19 protein-coding genes are annotated in these 21,525 nt (G+C 63.5%); 8 read left to right on the forward strand and 11 right to left on the reverse strand.

Annotation, left to right across the window (positions count from 1 at the left end; genetic code table 11):
- Positions 1 to 85: 85 nt before the first annotated feature.
- Complete coding sequence (locus HCR84_RS10780; protein WP_166981121.1) at positions 86 to 364, forward strand: helix-turn-helix domain-containing protein; 279 nt, start codon at positions 86 to 88, stop codon at positions 362 to 364.
- A 9-nt stretch (positions 365 to 373) separates the two neighbouring features.
- On the opposite strand, the gene HCR84_RS10785 is transcribed toward HCR84_RS10780, so the two are convergent.
- Positions 374 to 988, reverse strand: a complete 615-nt coding sequence (locus HCR84_RS10785) for a hypothetical protein (protein ID WP_166981119.1) — start codon at positions 986 to 988, stop codon at positions 374 to 376.
- Between the two features lie 209 nt (positions 989 to 1,197).
- On the opposite strand from HCR84_RS10785, the gene HCR84_RS10790 reads away from it, so the two are divergent.
- A complete protein-coding gene (locus tag HCR84_RS10790) occupies positions 1,198 to 1,662 on the forward strand; it encodes an Rv3235 family protein (protein WP_235940650.1) in 465 nt (154 codons plus the stop codon).
- A gap of 6 nt (positions 1,663 to 1,668) precedes the next feature.
- On the opposite strand, the gene secA is transcribed toward HCR84_RS10790, so the two are convergent.
- The 6 genes from secA to mtrA form a co-directional block, all read right to left on the reverse strand.
- Complete coding sequence (gene secA / locus HCR84_RS10795; RefSeq protein ID WP_166981117.1) at positions 1,669 to 4,521, reverse strand: preprotein translocase subunit SecA; 2,853 nt, start codon at positions 4,519 to 4,521, stop codon at positions 1,669 to 1,671.
- 165 nt (positions 4,522 to 4,686) lie between these two features.
- On the reverse strand, positions 4,687 to 5,343 hold the full coding sequence (gene hpf / locus HCR84_RS10800; protein WP_166981115.1) for a ribosome hibernation-promoting factor, HPF/YfiA family: 657 nt from the start codon (positions 5,341 to 5,343) through the stop codon (positions 4,687 to 4,689).
- A gap of 62 nt (positions 5,344 to 5,405) precedes the next feature.
- Positions 5,406 to 6,146, reverse strand: coding sequence for a ComF family protein (locus HCR84_RS10805; protein ID WP_166981113.1), 741 nt, complete (start codon positions 6,144 to 6,146; stop codon positions 5,406 to 5,408).
- Positions 6,147 to 6,234: 88 nt separating this feature from the next.
- A complete protein-coding gene (locus HCR84_RS10810) occupies positions 6,235 to 7,911 on the reverse strand; it encodes an LpqB family beta-propeller domain-containing protein (protein WP_166981111.1) in 1,677 nt (558 codons plus the stop codon).
- The gene (gene mtrB / locus HCR84_RS10815) at positions 7,908 to 9,542 is read right to left on the reverse strand and encodes an MtrAB system histidine kinase MtrB (RefSeq protein ID WP_166981109.1); all 1,635 of its coding nucleotides are present in this window, start codon (positions 9,540 to 9,542) and stop codon (positions 7,908 to 7,910) included. The genes HCR84_RS10810 and mtrB overlap by 4 nt, the downstream gene beginning before the upstream one ends.
- Before the next feature lie 3 nt (positions 9,543 to 9,545).
- Complete coding sequence (mtrA, locus tag HCR84_RS10820; RefSeq protein ID WP_166981107.1) at positions 9,546 to 10,229, reverse strand: MtrAB system response regulator MtrA; 684 nt, start codon at positions 10,227 to 10,229, stop codon at positions 9,546 to 9,548.
- Between the two features lie 168 nt (positions 10,230 to 10,397).
- On the opposite strand from mtrA, the gene HCR84_RS10825 reads away from it, so the two are divergent.
- The 5 genes from HCR84_RS10825 to HCR84_RS10845 are packed head-to-tail and all read left to right on the forward strand — an operon-like array spanning position 10,398 to position 15,871.
- Positions 10,398 to 11,711 (forward strand): hypothetical protein, encoded by a 1,314-nt coding sequence (locus tag HCR84_RS10825; protein ID WP_166981105.1) that lies wholly within the window; start codon positions 10,398 to 10,400, stop codon positions 11,709 to 11,711.
- Complete coding sequence (locus tag HCR84_RS10830) at positions 11,708 to 12,370, forward strand: DUF4129 domain-containing protein (RefSeq protein WP_166981103.1); 663 nt, start codon at positions 11,708 to 11,710, stop codon at positions 12,368 to 12,370. The genes HCR84_RS10825 and HCR84_RS10830 overlap by 4 nt, the downstream gene beginning before the upstream one ends.
- On the forward strand, positions 12,367 to 13,557 hold the full coding sequence (locus HCR84_RS10835; RefSeq protein ID WP_166981101.1) for a DUF4350 domain-containing protein: 1,191 nt from the start codon (positions 12,367 to 12,369) through the stop codon (positions 13,555 to 13,557). Before HCR84_RS10830 ends, HCR84_RS10835 begins: the two co-directional genes overlap by 4 nt.
- A 2-nt stretch (positions 13,558 to 13,559) precedes the next feature.
- On the forward strand, positions 13,560 to 14,561 hold the full coding sequence (locus HCR84_RS10840; RefSeq protein WP_166981099.1) for an AAA family ATPase: 1,002 nt from the start codon (positions 13,560 to 13,562) through the stop codon (positions 14,559 to 14,561).
- Between the two features lie 2 nt (positions 14,562 to 14,563).
- A complete protein-coding gene (locus tag HCR84_RS10845; protein ID WP_166981097.1) occupies positions 14,564 to 15,871 on the forward strand; it encodes a DUF58 domain-containing protein in 1,308 nt (435 codons plus the stop codon).
- A 156-nt stretch (positions 15,872 to 16,027) separates the two neighbouring features.
- Here the strand turns inward: HCR84_RS10845 and HCR84_RS10850 are convergent, their stop codons facing one another.
- The 3 genes from HCR84_RS10850 to HCR84_RS10860 all read right to left on the reverse strand — a co-directional run bounded on the left by HCR84_RS10850 (position 16,028) and on the right by HCR84_RS10860 (position 19,144).
- Complete coding sequence (locus tag HCR84_RS10850) at positions 16,028 to 17,557, reverse strand: catalase (RefSeq protein ID WP_166981095.1); 1,530 nt, start codon at positions 17,555 to 17,557, stop codon at positions 16,028 to 16,030.
- 65 nt (positions 17,558 to 17,622) lie between these two features.
- Positions 17,623 to 18,057: a Fur family transcriptional regulator gene (locus tag HCR84_RS10855; protein ID WP_166981093.1), complete on the reverse strand. Its 435-nt coding sequence runs from the start codon at positions 18,055 to 18,057 to the stop codon at positions 17,623 to 17,625.
- Between the two features lie 67 nt (positions 18,058 to 18,124).
- Positions 18,125 to 19,144: a stage II sporulation protein M gene (locus HCR84_RS10860; protein ID WP_166981091.1), complete on the reverse strand. Its 1,020-nt coding sequence runs from the start codon at positions 19,142 to 19,144 to the stop codon at positions 18,125 to 18,127.
- Between the two features lie 17 nt (positions 19,145 to 19,161).
- On the opposite strand from HCR84_RS10860, the gene HCR84_RS10865 reads away from it, so the two are divergent.
- A complete protein-coding gene (locus HCR84_RS10865) occupies positions 19,162 to 20,034 on the forward strand; it encodes an RDD family protein (RefSeq protein ID WP_195706634.1) in 873 nt (290 codons plus the stop codon).
- Between the two features lie 16 nt (positions 20,035 to 20,050).
- Here the strand turns inward: HCR84_RS10865 and ahcY are convergent, their stop codons facing one another.
- Positions 20,051 to 21,523 carry an adenosylhomocysteinase gene (ahcY, locus tag HCR84_RS10870; protein WP_166981089.1) on the reverse strand — a complete coding sequence of 491 codons (1,473 nt, stop codon included), beginning with the start codon at positions 21,521 to 21,523 and terminating at the stop codon, positions 20,051 to 20,053.
- Positions 21,524 to 21,525 lie beyond the last annotated feature (2 nt).

The following is a 21,525-nucleotide window of genomic DNA, read 5'->3' on the forward strand; positions in this document are numbered from 1 at the left end:
ACCATGGTGCCAATTTCCCAGGCTTTCCAGGAAAGTTATCCACAGGACACGATTCACACAGGAGAAGTGACCATAATCAATAGTCATGGATCACATTTCACCAGAGTCGATCGGCCGCTTCCTAACAGTGGCCGATGCTTCGGAGATCCTTAACGTCTCCGCCGACGAGGTACGGGAGCTGATCCGGTCAGCTGAGTTGCCCGCGATCAGCGTGGGCTCCCCCGGCCGCTGGCGCATAGAACGCCGCGTTCTCGAGGAATACATCGAGCAGAAGTATGAAGAGACACGCCGTATGAGCCTCTGGCGCGAGGCGAATGCCGCAAGCATCCAAGACATCAGCGACGGGCCGAAGCACCGCCGTTGACCGCGGCTCTCAGAGTTCAACCAGATCGATCGCAGACAGGGCGACAAGCTGCACCTGCGCAACATCGCGGGCGCGTCGAGGGGTTCCGCGCGCGTGACGAGCGATGTCGACATGGTCCCGAGCCACACGGTCGAGGGTTCCGCCGATCGCATCTGACGACATCACTGTCGACATCGTCACGTACGTTCGACGGCGACAGAGGTCTCTCAAGACAAACGGAAATCCGATGCGGTCGGTGATCTGAGGGCCCCGACGTGCGTCATCGCCCTCCGCGATGCTCCGCTCGACATCGTCAGGGTGCAACAGGATGCTGCTGATGCCGGCGAGCGCGATCACACATGCCCCGTCGCTCCCGTGTTGCCTGATGAGATCGGCGGCAATCCAGTCGCGGCCGAAAGTTCGAGGCTGCACAGTGATGTCGCGGCCGCTGCGGAGGATGACTTTCATCGGCCTCGTCATGCTCGGGTCGTCGACCGAGCTTTGCCCATACGCGATCATGCGGTCGCGGAGGCTCAGGCGGCCGATGCGAAGCCGCTCGTCTTCAGCGCGTCTCTCGATGTCTTCGGCGCTCCATGCCGAATCCAGCTGGCCTTCGAGATCGTCGAACAGGCTGTCCCATCTCATGGTGCCCGAGACTAGCGGTTCCCCGGAGAGGTTCACCGAGTTATCCACAGATTGCAAAAATTGCTTTACAAGATCACGCGCTACCTGGTTGAGTGTCTAACCATGAGTCCTGACCCCCACGAGGGGGTCACTCAGCAGTGGGTTCATCATGGACCCGCGATGGCAAAGCGGCCCAGCCAGGGCCGTTCCACGGCCTGGGCGGAGCAAAGATGAGTGAAGGCAATGTCGCACGATCCGACGAGCATTCCCCCGCGCCGCCCGCCCGTCCTGCCCGTTGCGGCACCGCCGATCCCGACAGCGAGTTCACATTTCTCCGAACGAACGCGACAGATCTGCCCGACCCAGAACCGCTTCTCGTCAATCTCACACGCAGCGTGATCGAGGTGATTGCGGGAGCACGCAACCTTGAGCAGCTTTCCCGCTGGATCAGCGAAGATGTGTACAAGACGCTCGTCAAGCAGACCGTCATCACCGCGCGGGCCCGAACGTTGAAGGGTCAGAACGCCGTGCGGCCGGTCGTGCACGTCGGAAAGGTGCATGTCCAAGCCCCCGTCGACGACGTGTGTGAAGCCGTGATCATGGTGCAGGTCGGGCGCACACGTGCCCGAGCCGTTGCGATTCGGCTCGAGGGCATCGACCATCGCTGGCGTGCGACGTCGATCGGCGTCCTTTAGCTGAGGCTACTTCTTCTTCTGCTGTGAACGTCGCTGCGCACGGTTGGCCGGCGCCGGCTTCGCATCATCGGATGCTGTCTGACCGAATGCACCGCGCTGAGCAGGCTTCTTCTTCTGAGGTGCGGCCGCCGGTCGCGCCTGGCGGGCAGGGCTTCCCTTCGCTGCACCGTTTGTCGATCCTTGAGCCACGCGTTGGGCCTTGCCTGTTGCGCCCTTTTCGATCTGCCCGCGCTGATTGCGAACCTCGACGTCGCCTTCTTCGTTTGCTGCCGAATAGCTGAGCTTCTCCGTCTCGCCATCGGGGCGCGCAAGCCCCTTTGCAACGATTACGGGGCTGACCTCGCCCTCCGCATCGTCTGGTCGCGTCACCTCGACCTCGAGGTTGAACAGGTACCCGACGGACTCCTCTCGAATCTGTCCCATCATCTGCTGGAACAGGGAGAAGCCTTCACGCTGGTACTCGACAAGGGGATCACGCTGGGCCATCGCCCGCAGACCGATGCCGTCCTTCAGGTAGTCCATCTCGTAGAGATGGTCTCTCCACCGGCGATCGATGACCTGCAGCACAACGCGACGCTCAAGTTCACGCATGGCATCGGAGCCGAGCAGCTCCTCACGATGCTCGTAGGCGAGCTTGGCGTCTGACAAGATCTCGCGCTGCACGAATGCTCGATTGACGCGTCCCTTCGAACCCGCTTCCTGAACAACCTCATCGACAGTGAGAGCGATCGGATACAGAGTCTTGAGCTCAACCCACAAAGCGTCAAAGTCCCAATCGTCTCCATTGCCTTCGCCGACGTGCTCATCGAGCACCTCGGTGACAACGTCCTCGAGGAACACCCGGACGCGCTCTTGGAGGTCGTCGCCTTCGAGAATCTGTCGTCGGTCGGTGTACACCGTCTCGCGCTGGCGGTTGAGCACGTCGTCGTACTTCAGAACGTTCTTGCGGATCTCCGCGTTGCGTGACTCCACCTGGGACTGCGCCGATCGAATTGCCCTGCTGACGACCTTCGACTCGATGGCGACGTCGTCAGGCACGCCTCGTGACATCAGACTCTCTGCGGCGCCGGAGTTGAACAGGCGCATCAGATCGTCTTGCAACGAGAGGTAGAAGCGGCTCTCGCCCGGGTCGCCCTGACGGCCGGACCGGCCGCGAAGCTGGTTGTCGATGCGGCGAGATTCGTGACGTTCGGTGCCCAGAACGTAGAGCCCTCCGGCCTCGATAACTTTGTCGGCTTCTGTCTGCACCCCGGCTTTCACCTCGTCGTAGACTTCGTCCCACTTCTCTTCATACTCGTCGGGAGTCTCGGTCGTCGAGAGCCCCAACTCGCTCATCTTCTGAACGGCGAGGAACTCGGCGTTGCCGCCGAGCATGACGTCGGTGCCGCGTCCGGCCATATTCGTTGCGACGGTAACCGCGCCGAGGCGGCCCGCCTGAGCGACGATGGATGCCTCACGGGCGTGGTTCTTCGCATTGAGCACCTCGTGTCTGATGCCCTTCTTCGCGAGGAGACGCGAGAGGTACTCGCTCTTCTCCACGCTCGTCGTACCGATGAGCACCGGCTGACCTGCGTCGTTTCGCTCAGAGATATCGTCGACGACGTGGGCGAACTTCGCCTCTTCTGTCTTGTATACAAGGTCGGATCGATCCATGCGCTGCATCGGTTTGTTCGTTGGGATCGTCACGACACCGAGTTTGTACGTCGACATAAACTCGGCGGCCTCTGTTTCGGCCGTACCGGTCATTCCCGCCATCTTGTCGTACATGCGGAAGTAGTTCTGCAGTGTGACCGTCGCAAGCGTCTGGTTCTCGGCCTTGACTGTGACGCCTTCCTTCGCCTCGATCGCCTGGTGAACACCTTCGTTATAGCGCCGTCCGACGAGGATGCGCCCGGTGTGCTCATCGACGATCATGACCTCGCCGTTCATGACGACGTAGTCCTTGTCTTTCTTGAACAGCGCCGACGCCTTGATGGCGTTGTTGAGAAAGGAAATGAGCGGGGTATTCGCCGATTCGTAAAGATTGTCGATCCCGAGGTGGTCTTCCACCTTCTCGATTCCGGGCTCGAGCACGCCGACTGTGCGCTTCTTCTCATCGACCTCGTAGTCTTCGCCAGCCACAAGGCCCTGCGCGATTCGCGCAAACTCGGTGAACCATCTGTTCGCCTCGCCTGACGACGGGCCAGAGATGATCAGAGGGGTCCGCGCCTCGTCAATGAGGATGGAGTCGACCTCGTCGATGATGACGAAATAGTGGTCACGCTGAACCATTCCGTCCTTCTGCCACGCCATGTTGTCGCGCAGGTAATCGAACCCGAACTCATTGTTCGTTCCGTAGGTGATGTCTGCTTGATATTGCTTGCGCCGCACGTCCGGTGTCTGGCCGGAGACGACAACACCCGTTGTCATTCCGAGCGCACGGAACACACGCCCCATCAGCTCGGACTGATAGCTCGCAAGATAGTCGTTGACGGTGATGACGTGCACGCCTTTGCCAGTGATGGCGTTGAGGTACGCGGGGAGCGTCGCGACGAGGGTCTTACCTTCCCCGGTCTTCATCTCGGCGATGTTGCCGAGATGAAGCGCCGCCCCACCCATGAGCTGAACGTCGAAGGGCCGCATGCCCAGCGTGCGCTTTGCCGCTTCTCTGACCGCGGCAAAAGCCTCGGGCAGCAGATGGTCGAGCTTCTCACCCTTCTCATAGCGCTCGCGAAGCTCCGCTGTCTCGTTCTTGAGATCCTCATCGCTGAGTTCGGCGAAGTCGTCTTCAAGTGCGTTGACGGCCTTCGCGTAGTTCTTCAGGCGTTTGAGGGTTCGTCCTTCGCCGACGCGAAGGGCTTTTTCCAATACTGAGGCCACGAATGCACTCCACTTAGTTCACGGCGCTCGAGGCGCCAGGTCCCGTCTCGTTCGATCGGGCCGGGGTCGATCGTACCTATATTAGCGACCCACCGCTTGGCGCGGGCTGAAGAAAGGCGGCCGGGCGCGCCCGGATACGGGCATCGCCAGGCCGCCTTTGGGCTCTTAGGCCCTGCTTGCTTCAGCCTCGGCTTCCTCCGAGAGCTCGATCACACCGTAATCCCAGCCCTTGCGCCGGTACACGACGCTCGGGCGATCAGTGCGCGCGTCAATGAAAAGGAAGAAGTCGTGCCCGACCAGCTCCATGCGATCCACCGCGTCGTCGACGGTCATCCATTCTGCGGGGAATGTCTTCTGCCTGATGACGACAGGTGAGTACTGCTCCTCGCTTTCAACATCGTCAACCGGCGACTCACCGGCGCTGACGCGCTCGATGACATCTGCGGGCGCCGGTTGCAGCCCGACAACGGCGAACTCGCTCGTGGCCGCGGCGTGAAGTGATGTGCGCTTCTTGCCTCGACGTGCCTGCCTGCGCTCCTTTGCCCGGCGTATGCGCTCGAGCATCTTGTCGATCGCAATGTCGAACGCGCTGTATTTGTCACCGCCCGTCGCCTCTGCCCTCACAAGGGGCCCCGGCCCGATGAGCGTCAACTCGACGCGATCATCGCCGTTCTTTCCACTTTTGTCGTTGTGGCGGCTCACTTTGACCTCGAACGCGATCATGCGATCCGTGATGTGGGTGATTTTCTCTGATTTCTCTTCCACATAATCACGAAAGCGATCGGTGACTCCCAGGCCAATTCCGACGATGTTAATTTCCACGGCGACCTCCGGATCCGGCGCGAGGTCGCCTGGTTTTCCGGGCGATCCTTTCACGCCTTTTCCTACACCGTAGCCCCAGTCCCCGACCTTGTCACGCTCTGATCTCGACCGGGCGTGGCGAGACGCAGCGGCGTCGACGCAACAGTCGCACACGCAACGATCTCGCCGCCGCTCAGCCTCAGCGCGCGGACGCACTCCGAGAGCGTCGCCCCGCTCGTCACAACATCATCGACGACGATAAATCGTCGGCCCCTCACGTTCTTCGACCTGATGGCGCCCGCAAGATTCTCGGTTCGCTGTGCACGTCCGAGCCCGATCTGGTCGCGCGGTCGTCGTCGCCACGCGAGCACCCGTGAGCGCCCGAAACCGGCTCTCCGCACCATCAGATCGACGGGTACGAACCCACGACGTTGCCGAGACCGCAGCGACGCAGGCACCGTCGCGAGCTCAATTCCCCGGCCCTCAGCATCGGCAAGCGCCGCCGTGATGGCAGCGTGCAATGCGATTCCCAGCGCCGACGCTGCATCGACACGACCGTCGCGTTTGACAGCGAGCAGCATGCGCTTCACGCGGCCCGAATAGTGAGCAGCGCTGTAGACGGGAACGCCGTCGAGCGTGCGCGTCAGGATGCTGTTGCACAGAGCGTCCCGGCACGTTGCGCACACGCTGGCGTCATTTTCGCCGCATCCGGCACAGACGACAGGGACGAGAAATGCAACGATCTCACGAATGACGCGCCGTCCGAGTGCGAGACAGTGGTGCGCGAGCGAAGGCCCCCACGCTCGGCCACGGTGACGTGTCATCGCTCAAGCCTTGCCGTGGCGCTGCTCATCAGCAACCGTCCAGAGCAAAATGGGGAGAGCCGCCGCACGCGCACCGCCTGTGGACGCGTCAGTTCGCTGGCGTGCCGATCTGCGTTGCAATGAAGGCAACTCCCTCGCGAGACACCTGCCATCCGGTTCCGCGGCGGGCGAAAAGCTCATGGTTGCTTGTGACAGCCCTGAGCGCCTCCTCGCCGTTGCTGCCGACGAGTTCCACGGCATCCTCAACCGGTCCGATGTTCGTCGATGGCCCGCCCAACTCAATCAGCTGAACCACGTCGGTTGCGTCGCTCGTGAGCACCGCGACTGTCTGGTCGTCGACCCATGTTGCCGACATCGGAGTGCCCGATGCAACGGGGAAGCGCACGGTCTCGCTGATTGATGTCGGCACGCCTGCCGTTCCTCTGCGCACTCCGGCGAGAAGAAGCTGCGGCGAATCGCCGGAGTCGATGAGTGCGACGATTCGCGTGCCATCACGGGACAGCTCGAGCGAGGCGATGGTCGACGCCTCCGGCCAGGGTGTCTGCACATCGTATGCCGCGCCCGACTGATCGTGCACCTGCATCTTTCCGGGCTGACCAGCGGGAACGCTCCAGACGAACCCGGAATCGTCGAGTGTCGGTGCGATCAGGTCGTCACGACTGTCGACGAGCACGGGGTCCTTCTCCGATGTCACGGAGTACACGCCGTCTTCTGTGCGAACAGCGATCTGCGTGTTCTCACTGTTGATGATCGCCGCCGTTGCGTTCATCGCTTCGACGGTGGTCGAGATTCCGGAAATCGTCTCGATGCCCTTGCCCGACGCATACCCGAACCCGTCATCGGTCATGATGAGAGGCCGTGAGTCGACGCGAGGTTCACGCACGGTCAGCGATGGAATGTCCATCGGCTGCCCGTCGAAGAGAACCGTGACGATGCCGGCGCCGGCAACGTTCTCCAGGCTCGCCACGAGCTGCGCTTTCATTCGCTTTCGGGCGGAATCGTCGGCTGTGAGGGCATCACGGCTGAGGTCCACCTGCGCTTCTCCGTCTGTGACGGGCACAGAGCTGCGTGCCAGCCGCGTTCCGTCTGGGAACGCCGTGGTCACCGACTGCGCGAGCCATTCACTCGGCCCTTTGAGCAGCTCCGTCACGACTCGGGTCGCCGAGGAGCTTCCCGAGGGGAACCAGCGCAGATCGGGCACGAGAGACGTCCACTGCGGGTTGAAGAAGCGCAGCGCATGCTGATCGAACACCGTCTCGAAGAGTGACTCTTCCAGGAGGATGCCGTTCGGCGCCTCCGCAATGCGCCATTCGCCGCTGACCTTGGCAAAGGTGTAGCTCTGGTGAACAAGGCCCCCTGTCGTTCGCTCGGAGTACACGCCCGTGCCGTCAACGAGAGCGGTGGGCGCAATAGCAACATCGATCGTCGCATCCGACTGCCTGTCAAACTGCCGTTCACCGGGATCGTCGAGCGTCACCGAGGCATCTGGATTCCAATCGAGCCGAATATCCGGTGCCAGGTATTCGCGCGCGACGGCATAGTTGTTGAGCGGGCTGGATGCTGCCGCGATGAAGCCCTTGAGCAGATCCTCCTGCGACGCGCCGGGCACCGGAGCGTCGGCGATCAGCGTGACGTCGTCTGCGTTGTTCTCGTCTTCTCCAATGGGGTTACCCTCGCGCACGCTCCCGCTGCGCGGGATGCCGGCGCACCCCGCGAGAAGCGCCACGATGACGGCGAGTGACAAGACTGAGGTGATTCGTCTCATGCGTCGTCCTCTTGCTGAATCGGCGGGCCCGAGCCGTCTGCGTCATCGGGAACACGGTCGAGCGGGTACGAGGTGATCGCCGCGCCTGGCGTTCGCGGGAGCGTCAGCCGAAAGTTGCTGCCCGCCGCAGGCCGAGACCAGACATCGATCTCTCCACCGTGCAGGCTGGCATCTTCCGTCGAAATGGCGAGGCCGAGGCCCGTTCCACCGATCGTTCGACGTCGAGAGGGATCCGCGCGCCAGAAACGGTCGAAGACATGCTCAGCGTCGGCGTCGCTCATGCCGAGCCCGTAGTCGCGCACGGTGAGCGCGACAGCATCCGCATTGCTGTCGACGGTGACCACGATCGGGCGGCCCTCCCCGTGCTCGACGGCGTTGCCGATCAGGTTGCGCACAATGCGCCTGATGCGCCGTGGGTCCATCTCCACTTGGTTGTGGCCCCCCGGGGCGACAAGTCGAATATCGGTACCACGTTCCGCGGCGAGCGCTTCCATGCCGTCGATGCAGTCTTGCGCGAGCGTGGCGAGGTTGGTCGGCTCAAGCTCCAGCTGCACAGAGCCGGCGTCATAGCGGCTGATCTCCAGCAGATCGTCAAGCAGCAATTCAAACCGCTCAACCTGCGTGTGCAGCAATTCGGCCGTGCGCGTCGTCGCTGGCGCAAACGAGTGGCGATGGTCATAGATGACGTCGTCGGCGAGTCTGATGGTTGTCAGCGGAGTGCGAAGCTCGTGTGAGACATCGGAGACGAACCGCTGCTGCACAAGCGACAGATCAGCCAGTTCGCGAATGCGCTGCTGCAGCGAGTCTGCCATTCCATTGAACGATCGAGCGAGCGTCGCAAGCTCGTCGGCCCCTGTCTCGCGGATTCGCACTCCCAGGTCGCCGTCGGCAAGCCGCTGGCTTGTCTCGGCGGCGATCGTGATGGGCTCGACGACGAGGCGAACGACAACCCAGCCGACGGCACCGACAAGCAGAAGCAGCGCAAGGCCGACAATGAGCATCGTCTGCTGCAGAAATTGCAGTGTGCGCTCGGAGTCGCTGAGGTCGAAGGCGATGTAGAACTCGTACTGGCCAGCTCCCGGAACATCGATGAGCTGTCCAACGATCACACCGGGAACTTCGCCGTCTGCGCCCTTGAGCGTGACAGATTGCCACCACTGCTCGCCGACGCCATCTTGTACGACGTTTCGCAGCTCGGGTGACAGAACGCCGCCGGCGAGCTCCGAGCTGCGAAAGCCCTGCGGTGCATAGGGGTTGTATTCCTGCCCCGGCGCCCGGTAACCCGCGATGAGCTGGCTCGACGACGTCGCCGCGAGCTGGTTTCGCACCGTGTTCATCACGGTGGTGATCGCCACACGGTCATTGATATCAGCCGACTCGAAGAGACGCTGCACCGAACTCATTGTGCGCCCGGAGTCATCGAGAACCTGGCTCAGCCGAGACGAGAAGAGGTCGTTGCGAACGCTGATCGACATATACACACCCGACGCGAGCACAGCGACGAGGGTGAGGCCCACGGTGATCGACACGGTTCTGAACCGCAGTGACCGTCGCCACAATTCGCGCACCCGGCTGGGCCACGTGCGCACCTGCGAAAGCCCCAGCTCCGCAACCGACAGCGGTGAGCTCATTGTCTACGAGCCCGAAGTGCCCGCCCGATAGCCGACTCCCCGCACTGTTGTCACGATGCGTGGATTGTCGGGATCGTGCTCGATCTTCGCGCGCAAACGCTGCACATGAACATTGACAAGTCGTGTGTCTGCCTTGTAGTGATAGCCCCAGACCTGCTCAAGAAGCATCTCTCGCGTGAACACCTGCTGCGGCTTCGATGCGAGCGTCAGCAGAAGATCGAACTCAAGCGGGGTGAGGTTGATCTTCTTGTCGCCCCGTCGCACTTCATGCCCTGCGACGTCAACGCTCAGGTCGGCGACCTCCAGAGCATCCTGAGTCGACTCGGATGCCGGACGCAGGCGTGTGCGAATGCGAGCCACAAGTTCTTTCGGGTTGAAGGGCTTGACGATGTAATCGTCTGCGCCCGACTCCAGCCCGCGCACGACATCTGCCGTGTCCGACTTCGCCGTGAGCATGATGATGGGCACGCCGGATTCTTGCCTGATCTGCGTGCAGATCTCAATGCCGTCGACGCCAGGCAGCATGAGGTCGAGAAGCACGAGATCGGGTTTCTCTTGGCGAAACTCGGCGAGCGCTAACGCCCCGTCTGCGCAGAATATCGGCTCATATTCCTCGGATCGCAGCACGATGCCGATCATCTCCGCGAGAGCTGTGTCATCGTCGACAACAAGAATTCGTGGGTTCATTCGTCTCGTTCTCGTTTCTGTGTACACGGACGGCGTCCCGGCCCGCGTTCCACAAGGCTATCTGACGCTTGGCTCCATGCCCGTCGGTGAAACGCACGAGACGCCGCGCCGTATGACAGAGTAGAACCCTGAAAGTGTCTCGCAAGGGTCTGAAAGGGGCGCGAACGAGTGAGCGATAACGGGTCATGGCACTCGCCGTCCGGTAACTCAGCAGGTACGCCGTCTGACGCGAACCGCACTCAGGGTGAGAACCCGGGGCCCCCGGACACGGGCGAAGCAGTCGGGCAGACCCCGCAGCAGCCTCAGCAGCCGCCATACGGGCAGCAGCCACCACCGCCACCGCGGTACGGCGAGTACGCTCCTCCGCAGTACGGACAGTACCCACCACCGCCGTCATACGGGCAGCAGCCGCCGCAGTACGGGCAAAACAGCCAACAGCCGTTCGGCTCCTCGTACGGCTGGGCACCGCCGCCGAAGCCCGGTCTCATTCCGCTGCGACCGTTGAGCTTCGGCGCCCTCCTGACCGCTCCGTTCAAGGAGCTGCGTCACAACCCGAAGACAACGGTGGGAAGCGCGCTCATCATCCAGGGCGTCACCGTCATACTCACGATCATCATCACCGGCGTGGTCACCATGCTGATGCTCGGTCGAATTGACCAGGCGTCCGCTCAGGATCAAGCCGAGATCGCATCGGGCGCCGTGCTGACGATTCTGCTGTCGATGATCGTTCCGATTCTCGTTTCGATTGTCGGCTCCGCGTTTCTGCAGGGTGTCGTCGTGACAGACACGGCGCGGGCGACGCTCGGCGAGAAGCTGAGAATGCGTGACGTCTGGAAGGCGACCTGGCCGCGGTTCTGGACGCTCCTCGGCTGGACGGCCGTGTATTTGGTTGCAGCGCTCATCGCTCTGGCTGTCATCGGCGGCATCGGCGCGCTCCTGATTGTTCAGGGTGGTGCCGGGCTTGTGATCGGCATTCTCTTCATTGTCTTCGGGTCGTTGGCGGCGATCGCGCTGGGCGTGTGGATCTTCACAAAGCTCGCTATCGTGCCCAGCATCATCGTGATGGAGCACGCCACGCTGAAGAACGCGATGGTTCGCTCGTGGTACCTCACGACAGGAAGCTTTTGGAAGACATTCGGCGTGATCTTCCTCATCGCGATGATTCTCAACATCGCCTCGCAGATCATCACCACTCCCCTGTCGCTCGTGTTCGGCATCGTTCCCGGTCTTCTCGACCCGACCGGCTCTGACATGGCCTCCATGCTCACTTTTCTCGCCATCGGCGAAGTGGTGCTTCTGCTGATCACCGTGGTCTTGGGGTCGATCATGTCTGTCGTGCAGTCGGGGGCACTCGCCCTGATCTACATTGATCTGCGCATGCGACGCGAGGGACTCGACATCGAGCTCACGCGGTTTGTCGAGGCGCGCCAGGTCGGTGACACGTCAGTGCCCGATCCGTTTGGACCGCGAGGGCAGCCGTGATCGGCATTCTGCCGCTCGACGACACTCCTCCGCTGCACCCCGGCAGAGATGAAGCGTATGACTGGCTCGTCAGAGAGTTGTCGAAGCCCGAGTACACGGCGGCTCAGCCGTCGCTGATCGACCGCATCGCCTCGGCCGTCAGGGAGTGGTTTCTCTCCCTCGTCGTCCCGGGCGACGGTACGTTCGCCGCCTGGGTTCCCGTCATCATCGTCGTGCTCATCGCCGCAGCTGTCGTTGCAGCGATTCTGATCTGGGGCGTGCCCAGAAGAAACCGCGCGGGAAGAAACACGGCAGCGCTCTTCGGAGACGACGACACGAGAACGGCGCACGAGCTGCGCACCCACGCGCGACAGGCCGCGCAGGCCGGCGACTGGGAGACCGCCGTTCTCGAGATCTTCCGTGCCCTTGCCCGCGGTCTCGACGAGCGAACGCTCGTCACCGTTCTGCCAGGCACTACCGCCGGAGGCTTCGCGTCAGCAGCGGCGTCTGCCTTCCCTCCGCACGCGGCACGGCTGCGTTCTGCAGCATCCGTCTTCGACTCCGTTCGCTATCTCGAGGGCGGAGCCACGGCCGAGCAATACGAGGCACTCGCCGCTCTCGACGGCGAGCTCGCGCACGCGACACCGCGCATTCATGACGCCGAGGTAGCGACACCGTGAGCGTTGCGGAATCACTGACCCCGACGTTCGGGGCACGACTGCGGCGCAGCGCATTCTGGATCGCCTTCGGAATCGGTGCGCTGATCATCGTGGGGATTGCGCTGGCCCTCTCTGGTGCCGGCAGTGACCAGAGCCGCCCGCTGCAGGCAGACAGCGCAACGCCATCTGGCGCCAAGGGCCTTGTCACGGTTCTCGAAGAGCATGGCGTATCGGTGACCGCCGCAGACAGCGCCGCGGATGCCGAAAACGTACTGGATGCCGGTGAGGCAACTCTTTTCGTCTACGACGCCGGTGGGTTTCTCGAGCCGCGCGATTTGGCACGGCTCACGGAGAAGGCGACAGACGCCGTGGTGATGACGCCCGACTTCGCCGATCTGCGCGAGATCGCCGCCGGTGTGCGCACCGGCGGCTCTGAACCGGCCGATGCGGCACCCGTCGACGCCGCGTGCGATGTTCCCGCAGCCCGCGCCGCACAGACGTCGGAGCTGCTGTACACCTACCGCATCATCGACAACGACGACGCGCTCGGCTGCTTTCCCGTCTCGGACGAGCGCTATGGCCTCGTGTCGCTTCCGCAGAGCGGAGGCGGTTCGCTGACGCTGCTGGGAAATCCGAGCGCGCTGAACAACGAAACGATCCTCCACGGGGGCAATGCGGCGTTGGCTCTCAACCTGCTCGGCGAGCACGGCGAGCTCGTCTGGTACCTCCCGACGATCGCCGATGTGCAGGCCGACGCACCGCCGACGCTCGGTGAGCTGACACCCAGGTGGGTTGTGCCGTTCACCGTTCTGCTCTCGCTCACGGCAGCTGCCGCGATGTTCTGGCGCGGCCGCCGGCTTGGACCCGTCGTCGTCGAGAACCTTCCCGTGCATGTGCCGGCGCGCGAAACCGTCGAGGGACGTGCGCGCCTGTACGAGCGCGGAAACGCGCGTGGCCACGCCATCGACATGCTGCGCCTGGGGACGGTGTCACGCGTCGCGGGGCTCCTTGGACTGTCGACCGGCGCGACGGTGTGGCAGGTCGCCGACGCCGCGGCATCCGTTCTGGCTCGTGATGCTCGCCAGACGCGCGCCGTGCTTGTCGATGACATCCCCTCAACCGACGCAGAGGTCATGTCGCTCTCTGACGCCCTCGACGAACTTGAAGCGCAGGTACGCGCGACGATCGATGAAACAGGAAGAATGTGACAATGACGAATCAGCAAGGCTCGCCGCAGCCGCAGAACTCCGCCGATGACGCACATGACGAGCTGCGACAGCGGTTCGCGCAGGTGCGCACAGAGGTAGCAAAGGCCGTCGTCGGGCAGGATGCCGCGGTGACGGGGCTCGTTGTCGCATTGCTCGCTCGCGGGCATGCGCTGCTCGAGGGAGTCCCCGGCGTCGCGAAGACGCTTCTCGTGCGCTCGATGAGCACCTCGCTCTCGCTCGACACGAAGCGCGTTCAGTTCACGCCCGACCTGATGCCTGGCGATGTCACGGGATCGCTCGTGTACGACGCAAAGGCGGGCGAGTTCGAGTTTCGGCAGGGACCCGTCTTCACGAACATCATGCTCGCCGACGAAATCAACCGCACGCCGCCGAAGACGCAGTCGTCACTGCTCGAGGCGATGGAGGAGCGCCAGGTCTCGGCAGACGGCGTGACACGCCCTCTCCCTGTGCCGTTCATGGTCGCCGCGACGATGAACCCAATCGAGTACGAAGGCACGTACACACTGCCTGAGGCGCAGCTCGACCGCTTTCTCGTGAAGCTGGTTCTCGACATTCCCGAGCGCCAGACCGAGGTCGAGGTGCTGCGCAGGCACGCTGACGGCTTCGACCCACGCAACTTGGCAGCTGCCGGCGTCACTCCCGTCGTGACAGCAGACGACATCACAGCAGCACAGTCCGCTGCCTCTGCCGTCGGCGTCACCGATGCCGTTCTGGCGTACCTCGTCGACCTCGCGCGTGCCACACGCCAGAGCCCGTCGGTGCGCATCGGCGTGAGTCCGCGCGGCACAACGGCGCTTCTTGCCGCGACAAAGGCATGGACCTGGCTCACCGGGTACTCGTCGATCACCCCAGACCATGTTCAGGCGATGCTGCTTCCTGTCTGGCGCCACCGCATTCAGCTGCGGCCCGAAGCGGAGCTCGAGGGCGTCTCGGTCGATGCGATTCTGACCTCGGTCATGCAGCAGGTGCAGGTGCCGTTCTAACGATGGCCGTCACGGGGTGGTTCGTTGCGCTTGTCGCGGTCGGAGTGATTCCCGTCATCGCGATCGGCGAGGCGACGGGAAATGCGTGGGCGCCGTTCGTCGGCTGGCTCGTGGTGTGCCTGCTGATTCTCACGCTCGACGTGGTGTTGGCCGGATCGCCACGACGCTTGAGCATCCGCCGATCCCTTCCCGACCGCGTGCGACTCGGTGAGATCGTCACAAGCACTGTTCTCATCACAAACGCAGGCCGGCGCACCGTGCGGGCCCTCGTTCGCGACGCTTGGCAGCCGTCGGCCGTCGCGACGCCGTCACGTCAGCGGCTTCGCCTTCCCGCGGGCGAGCGGCGTGCCGTCGTTCAGTCGCTCACGCCGTTTCGGCGTGGCGATCGCACGACCTCGCAGCTGACCGTTCGGTCGTTTGGTCCGCTTCACCTTGGCGCCCGGCAGGCGACGCTCGCCGTTCCCGGACGCATTCGCGTGCTGCCTCCCTTCAACGCCCGCAAGCATCTGCCCAGTCGGCTCGCCCGTTTGCGGGAGCTCGACGGCTCAAGCGCCGTCATGATGCGTGGCCAGGGCACCGAGTTCGACTCGCTTCGAGAGTATGTGCGTGGCGATGACGTACGCTCCATCGACTGGCGCGCGACGGCGCGTCGCCAAGATCTCGTTGTGCGCACGTGGCGTCCCGAGCGGGATCGCCGCGTCATCATCGTCATCGACACCGGGCGCACCTCAGCCGCGCGCATCGACAACGAGCCGCGAATCGATACGGCCTTCGAATCGTCGCTTCTGCTCGCCGCCCTCGCGACGCGTGCGGGCGACAGGGTCGACCTCGTCGCCTACGATCGCCGCGTGCGCGGGCGGGTTCAAGGCGCGAACGGCCCCACTCTGCTCTCCCGCATGGTCGACACGATGGCCGGCATCGAGCCCGAACTCATCGAGATGGACTGGGATGCTGTACCGGCCCAGGTGCGCAACATCAGCGCACATCGTTCTCTCGTCGTGCTGCTCACGTCTATTGACGCCGCGGGGGCATCACAGGGGCTGCTCTCGGTGCTTCCGCAGCTGACCAAGAAGCACACGGTCGTCGTTGCGAGCGTCACCGACCCCGACGTCGTGCAGGCCGTGTCGCAGCGCGATCGCCTCGCAGACGTGTATCGCGCGGCATCCGCTGAACGTGCGCTTCTCGACACGACGCGTGTCGCGGCAGCAATCAGGCAGCAGGGTGCCGACGTCGTCGCGGGGCCGCCCGCAGATCTGCCACCGGCGCTCTCCGACCACTACATCGCGTTGAAGGCAGCTGGCCGGCTCTAGCGCCCTCATCCTGCTCGGGCTGTGCCGCTTTGTGCTGTTACTCCCCGGGGGAGAAACAGCACAAAGCGGCACACCATCGGATGCTGCGGATCGCACGGAAGGCGCCGAGGAGACTTCTTCCCCGGCGCCCTCACCGCGTGAAGCGGCAGCGCGACGTTATGACACCGTCACGCTTCCTTCGGTCTTCTCAGCGGCCTCGGTGTCTGCGCCATTGACAACGGCGGCGCCCGACGCCCCGGCGGAGAGCCTCTCACCAAGCGCGGCTCCGAGATCGGCGTCGACGTTCGTCCAGTACTGGATCGCCCGTGCGCGGATCTCATCACTCTTCACAGCACCGACGTGTCCGGTGATGGTGTCGAGGAAGCGCGCCTTCGCCGCATCGTCCATGACGTCGCGGTACAGCGTTCCTGCCTGGCCGAAGTCGGAGTCCTCGCTGCGCAGCGCCTGTGCGGTGCGCACGAGCTCACCATCGCTGGCGAACCCGGCAGCGTCACCGGCCGCCTGGGGGTCGCCGTGGGGTCCGCCAAATGAGTTCGGAGCGTACACCGGGCGATCAGACGACGGGAAGGAGTAGCGGCTCTGGCCGTCCTTCGCATACGAGTTGACCTCGACCTTCGGCGCGTTCACCGGAAGCTGAGCGTGGTTCGTGCCGACCCGGTAGCGGTGCGCGTCTGCATAGCTGAAGATGCGTGCCTGCAGCATCCGGTCGGGGCTTGCTCCGATGCCGGGAACGAAGTTCGATGGGGCAAAGGCCGCCTGCTCAATCTGCGCGAAGTAGTTCTCGGCGTTGCGGTTGAGCTGCATCGTACCCACCTTGATCAGCGGGTAGTCCGCGTGCGGCCACACCTTGGTGACGTCAAACGGGTTGAAACGGTATGTCTTGGCGTCGTCATACGGCATGATCTGCACAGACAGCGTCCACGACGGGAAGTCGGCGCGCTCGATTGCCTCGTACAGGTCGCGCTGGTGGTAGTCGGCGTCCTGACCGGCGAGCAGCTCGCCCTCCTCGTTTGTGAGGATCTTGATTCCCTGATCGGTCTTGAAGTGGTACTTCACCCAGAAGCGCTCGCCCGCGGCGTTGATCCACTGGTACGTGTGCGAGCCGAAGCCGTCCATGTTTCGCCAGGATGCCGGCAGTCCGCGGTCTCCGAGCACCCAGGTCACCTGGTGGGCCGACTCGGGCGAATTTGTCCAGAAATCCCACTGCATGTCGTTGTCGCGTGTGTTGATGCCCGGGAGGCGCTTCTGCGAGTGGATGAAGTCGGGAAACTTGATGCCGTCGCGAATGAAGAACACGGGGGTGTTGTTTCCGACGAGGTCGTAGTTGCCCTCAGACGTGTAGAACTTCAGGGCGAATCCGCGCGGGTCGCGCCACGTGTCTGGCGATCCCTGCTCCCCCGCGACGGTCGAGAACCGCGCGAGCATCTCTGTCGTCGTTCCCTTCTGGAACACCGCAGCCCGCGTGTAGGCGCTCATGTCTTCTGTGGCTTCGAATGTGCCGAATGCGCCGCCGCCCTTTGCATGAACGACGCGCTCAGGAACCCTCTCGCGGTTGAACTGCGCAAGCTTCTCGACAAGGTAGTGGTCGGTGAGGGCGATCGAACCGTCGGTTCCGACGGTTTGCGAGTACCCGTCAGCGGCGACAGGCGCGCCCGTTGTTGTCGTGGTGATCGGTGTTTCAGACATACTTCTCCTTGCGTATAGGCATGATCGATGGCGCGACCGGCTGGTCGCGCGTCTGGAAGAAAGTTTTAAGCTGTCTGCGCCTGACAGGCGGGGCACACGCCCCAGAACGTGACGTCTGCCGTCGAAATTGCGAAGCCTGCCGTGTTCGACGGTGTGAGGCAGGGGGCTTCGCCGATGACGCAGTCCACATCGCTCACGGCACCGCACTGGGTACAGACCACGTGGTGATGGTTGTCTCCGATGCGTCGTTCGTACAGCGCCGGAGACCCCGCAGGCTCGATTCGACGCACGAGTCCAACCTCGGTCAGAGCCGAAAGCACGCCGTACACCGCTTGCAGGGAGGTGTCGGGAAGATCGCGCAGCACCTCATCGAAGATCGCCGCGGCATCGGCGTGTTGACGCGTTTCGAGCACACGCAGCACTGTTCGCCTCGGAGCCGTCGCCTTGAGCCCCGCGTCGCGCAGCGCAGTGCTGAACTCGGCGTCGGTAATCGTGTGCATGACATCAGTCTAACACTTGTTTTGACTCAGTCAAAAGAACCGGATGCCGCGTGACGTCACATCGCGTCTAGGCAGCGGTGAGGGCGCTCGCCCCCGATTCGAACGCGTCGAGGTCGCCCGTCTCGCCCTGCCGCGCTGCGCGGCGACCCACAACGAGCATGTAGGCAAGAAAGGCGGCGAGCGCGAGGGTTCCGATTCCGATCTTGATCGTCCACCCGAGTGCGGGCTCGATCTGCTCCTGCAGCGGCCACGGCGTCACAAAGCCCTCAACGATGCCCGAAACAAACAGTGCGATGATCAAGCCGACAACAACGGTGATCAGGCTTCGGCCCTCGTGCGCAATCGAATCGAGTCGAGTGCGTCTGCCCGGCGCCACCCACGACCAGAAGATGCGCAGCCCCGCGGCCGCCGCCACGAAGATGCACGTCATCTCAAGCTGACCATGCGGGGCGATGAAGAGAAAGAAGACGTCTCCCTTGTCGTAGGCGAACATGACGGCCGCAGTGATTCCGAGGTTCTGAGCATTCTGCAGCACGATATAGGGAACCCATACTCCCGTGATGCCGAAGGCGATGCATTGTGCGGCGATCCACGCGTTGTTCGTCCAGACACGTCCCGCAAACGACGCGGCCGGATTCTCGGAGTAGTAGGCGACGAACTGGTCGTGTGCAAGAGATGAGAGCTCAGATTCGCCGCCGAGATTCGCGAGAACGCGAGGGTCTTGCGATGCCCACACGCCGAAGGCCACCGCGATCAGAACCGTCGCTGCGGCCACAGCCAACGTGAGCCACCGCAGCCGGTAGAGGGCAGCGGGAAGCTGCAGCACAAAGAAGCGCGGCAGCTGCGACAGCGCGTTTCCCGACGCCCCGGTGAAGCGCAGCCGAACCCGAGAGAGCAGAACGCTGAGCCGATCTCCGACTGTCGTTGTTCCCGCTGTCGTCTTGATCGCAGACAACTGCGATGCCGCTGCCTGATACCGCGTGATCAGCTCATCCGACTGCGCGCCGGTGAGCCGTTGGGTGCGCGAAAGCTCATCGAGCCGCTCCCAGTCGGAGCGGTGGGCTTCGGTGTAGGCGTCAAGGTCCATCTGCTTAGATGATACCCATGAGTGCAGCGGTCTCCTTCTCTCGCGACGCCGACGAGTTTGTGACGGGCGAGGCCGTCGCTCTCGATGTGCGATCCGCGAGCTTTCTGCTGCGCGCTGCCGGCGCGATGATCGACGTTCTCCTCTCTCTCATCGTCGGTGGTCTCCTCGCGCTGCTGCTCGTGACGACGGCAGCTCAGACGGGCATGGACCCGGCCGCCATGCAGGCGTTCATGATCTCGATCATCGTGTTCGCAACGATCGCCGTGCCCACCGGCATCGAGTTGCTGACGCACGGTCGTTCCCTCGGGCGGCTCGCGGTCGGCGCGCGCATCGTGAGAGACGACGGCGGCGCCATCGGCTTCAGGCACGCGTTCATTCGCGCCCTTGTCGGTTTCTTCGAGATCTATATGACGTTGGGGGGCGGTGCCGCACTCGTCGGCCTGCTGAACTCCAAGGCCAAGCGCATCGGCGACATGCTCGCAGGGACGTATTCGCAGCACGAGCGAGTTCCACGGGTCAGGTCAACGCCCTCCCCTCTTCCACCCCAACTGGCATCGTGGGCGTCGATCGCCGACGTCGCGAGGCTGCCTGATCGCCTGGCGCGACGCATCGCCCAGTTTCTCTCTCAAGCGCCGAGCATGGCCCCGCCGTCACGCGCACGGCTGTCTCAGGAGCTCGCGAACGAAGCGGCACCGTATGTCTCACCCGTGCCGCCCGTCGATCCGCTGACGTTTCTCTGCGCCGTCGCCGCCCTTCGCCGAGACCGCAGCTTTCGGGCGCTCGTGCTCGAGCGCGAACGGCTGCAGCGTCTGCAGCCCGTGCTCTCGGGGAACCCGAACCGATTCCCGGAGCGACAGGTCGCAGGCACCCCGTCATTCCCTCGGGAATAGCGGAAGCGATCGTGCCTCAATACCGGTAATGATCAAGCTTGTACGGCCCCGCGACGTCGACGCCAATGTAGGCGGCCTGATCGGGTGACAGCGTCGTGAGCTCGACCCCGAGCGCCTCGAGGTGCAGACGCGCCACCTTCTCATCGAGTCGCTTCGGCAACACGTGCACGTCGGTGGAGTAGCTGTCTCGACGCGTATGCAGCTCGATCTGGGCGAGCACCTGATTTGCGAAGGAGTTGCTCATCACGAATGAGGGATGCCCCGTGGCATTGCCGAGGTTCATCAGGCGACCTTCGCTGAGCACGAGCACCGATCGGCCGGTCGGCAGTCGCCATTCGTGAACCTGCGGCTTGATCTCGATCTTGACGGCACCGTCGATTGCGGCGAGTCCGGCCATGTCGATTTCGTTGTCGAAGTGCCCGACGTTCGCCACGATTGCGAGGTGCTTCATCGCCAGAATGTGTTCGGCGCGAACGACAGCGCGGTTGCCCGTGCACGTGACGACGATGTCTGCATGTTCGACGACGGACTCGAGGGCAGCCACCTGGTAGCCGTCCATCGCTGCCTGCAGAGCGCAGATGGGGTCGATCTCAGAGACGATCACGCGAGCACCCTGCCCGCGCAGCGCCTCGGCCGCGCCTTTCCCCACGTCGCCGTAGCCGACGACGAAGGCGACCTTGCCTCCGATCAGCACATCGGTAGCCCGATTGAGACCGTCGGGAAGCGAGTGTCGGATGCCGTAGCGGTTATCGAACTTCGATTTCGTCACCGAGTCGTTGACGTTGATCGCGGGGAAGAGCAGTTCGCCATCGCGCGCGAGCTCGTACAGTCGATGCACGCCCGTTGTCGTCTCTTCTGTGACGCCTTCCAGCTCCGCCGCGATCCGCGTCCACCGATCACCGGATGCCGCAAGAGAGCGACGCAGCACGCCGAGCACGACGCGGAACTCGTCGCTGTCGGCATCCGTCGCCTCGGGCACCGCCCCCGCTGCCTCGAACTCGCGCCCCTTGTGCACGAGGAGCGTTGCATCGCCACCGTCATCGAGAATCAGGTTGGGGCCGATCCAGCGCTCCCCCGCCGCCTCGGCCTCACTGCTCCAATCGAAGATGCGATCGGTGCACGCCCAGTACTCCTCGAGAGTCTCGCCCTTCCAGGCGAAGACAGGAACACCGGCGGGCTCGTCGACCGTTCCCTCGGTTCCGACAACAACCGCGGCAGCAGCTTCATTCTGGGTCGAATAGATGTTGCAGCTTGCCCAGCGCACCTGTGCGCCGAGGGCAACGAGCGTCTCGATGAGCACGGCGGTCTGCACGGTCATATGCAGAGAACCGGCGATGCGCGCACCGGCGAGCGGCTTCGCCTCGCCGTACTCCGCACGCAGCGCCATCAACCCGGGCATCTCGTTCTCCGCGAGGCGGAGCTGGTGACGGCCCGCTTCAGCGAGGGTGATGTCGGCGATCTGAAAGTCGAACGGTGAAGTGCTGGTCATTC

Origin of the sequence: Paramicrobacterium fandaimingii (assembly GCF_011751745.2) — a bacterium.
GTDB lineage: Bacteria > Actinomycetota > Actinomycetes > Actinomycetales > Microbacteriaceae > Paramicrobacterium > Paramicrobacterium fandaimingii.

Excerpts from the sequence above, each read along its gene's own strand:
- HCR84_RS10780 (WP_166981121.1), top strand. The coding sequence starts at position 86 with ATGGATCACATTTCACCAGAGTCGATCGGCCGCTTCCTAACAGTGGCC.
- HCR84_RS10785 (WP_166981119.1), bottom strand. The coding sequence starts at position 988 with ATGAGATGGGACAGCCTGTTCGACGATCTCGAAGGCCAGCTGGATTCG.
- HCR84_RS10790 (WP_235940650.1), top strand. The coding sequence starts at position 1,198 with ATGAGTGAAGGCAATGTCGCACGATCCGACGAGCATTCCCCCGCGCCG.
- HCR84_RS10805 (WP_166981113.1), bottom strand. The coding sequence starts at position 6,146 with ATGACACGTCACCGTGGCCGAGCGTGGGGGCCTTCGCTCGCGCACCAC.
- HCR84_RS10810 (WP_166981111.1), bottom strand. The coding sequence starts at position 7,911 with ATGAGACGAATCACCTCAGTCTTGTCACTCGCCGTCATCGTGGCGCTT.
- mtrB (WP_166981109.1), bottom strand. The coding sequence starts at position 9,542 with ATGAGCTCACCGCTGTCGGTTGCGGAGCTGGGGCTTTCGCAGGTGCGC.
- mtrA (WP_166981107.1), bottom strand. The coding sequence starts at position 10,229 with ATGAACCCACGAATTCTTGTTGTCGACGATGACACAGCTCTCGCGGAG.
- HCR84_RS10840 (WP_166981099.1), top strand. The coding sequence starts at position 13,560 with ATGACGAATCAGCAAGGCTCGCCGCAGCCGCAGAACTCCGCCGATGAC.
- HCR84_RS10845 (WP_166981097.1), top strand. The coding sequence starts at position 14,564 with ATGGCCGTCACGGGGTGGTTCGTTGCGCTTGTCGCGGTCGGAGTGATT.
- HCR84_RS10850 (WP_166981095.1), bottom strand. The coding sequence starts at position 17,557 with ATGTCTGAAACACCGATCACCACGACAACAACGGGCGCGCCTGTCGCC.
- HCR84_RS10855 (WP_166981093.1), bottom strand. The coding sequence starts at position 18,057 with ATGCACACGATTACCGACGCCGAGTTCAGCACTGCGCTGCGCGACGCG.
- HCR84_RS10860 (WP_166981091.1), bottom strand. The coding sequence starts at position 19,144 with ATGGACCTTGACGCCTACACCGAAGCCCACCGCTCCGACTGGGAGCGG.
- HCR84_RS10865 (WP_195706634.1), top strand. The coding sequence starts at position 19,162 with ATGAGTGCAGCGGTCTCCTTCTCTCGCGACGCCGACGAGTTTGTGACG.
- ahcY (WP_166981089.1), bottom strand. The coding sequence starts at position 21,523 with ATGACCAGCACTTCACCGTTCGACTTTCAGATCGCCGACATCACCCTC.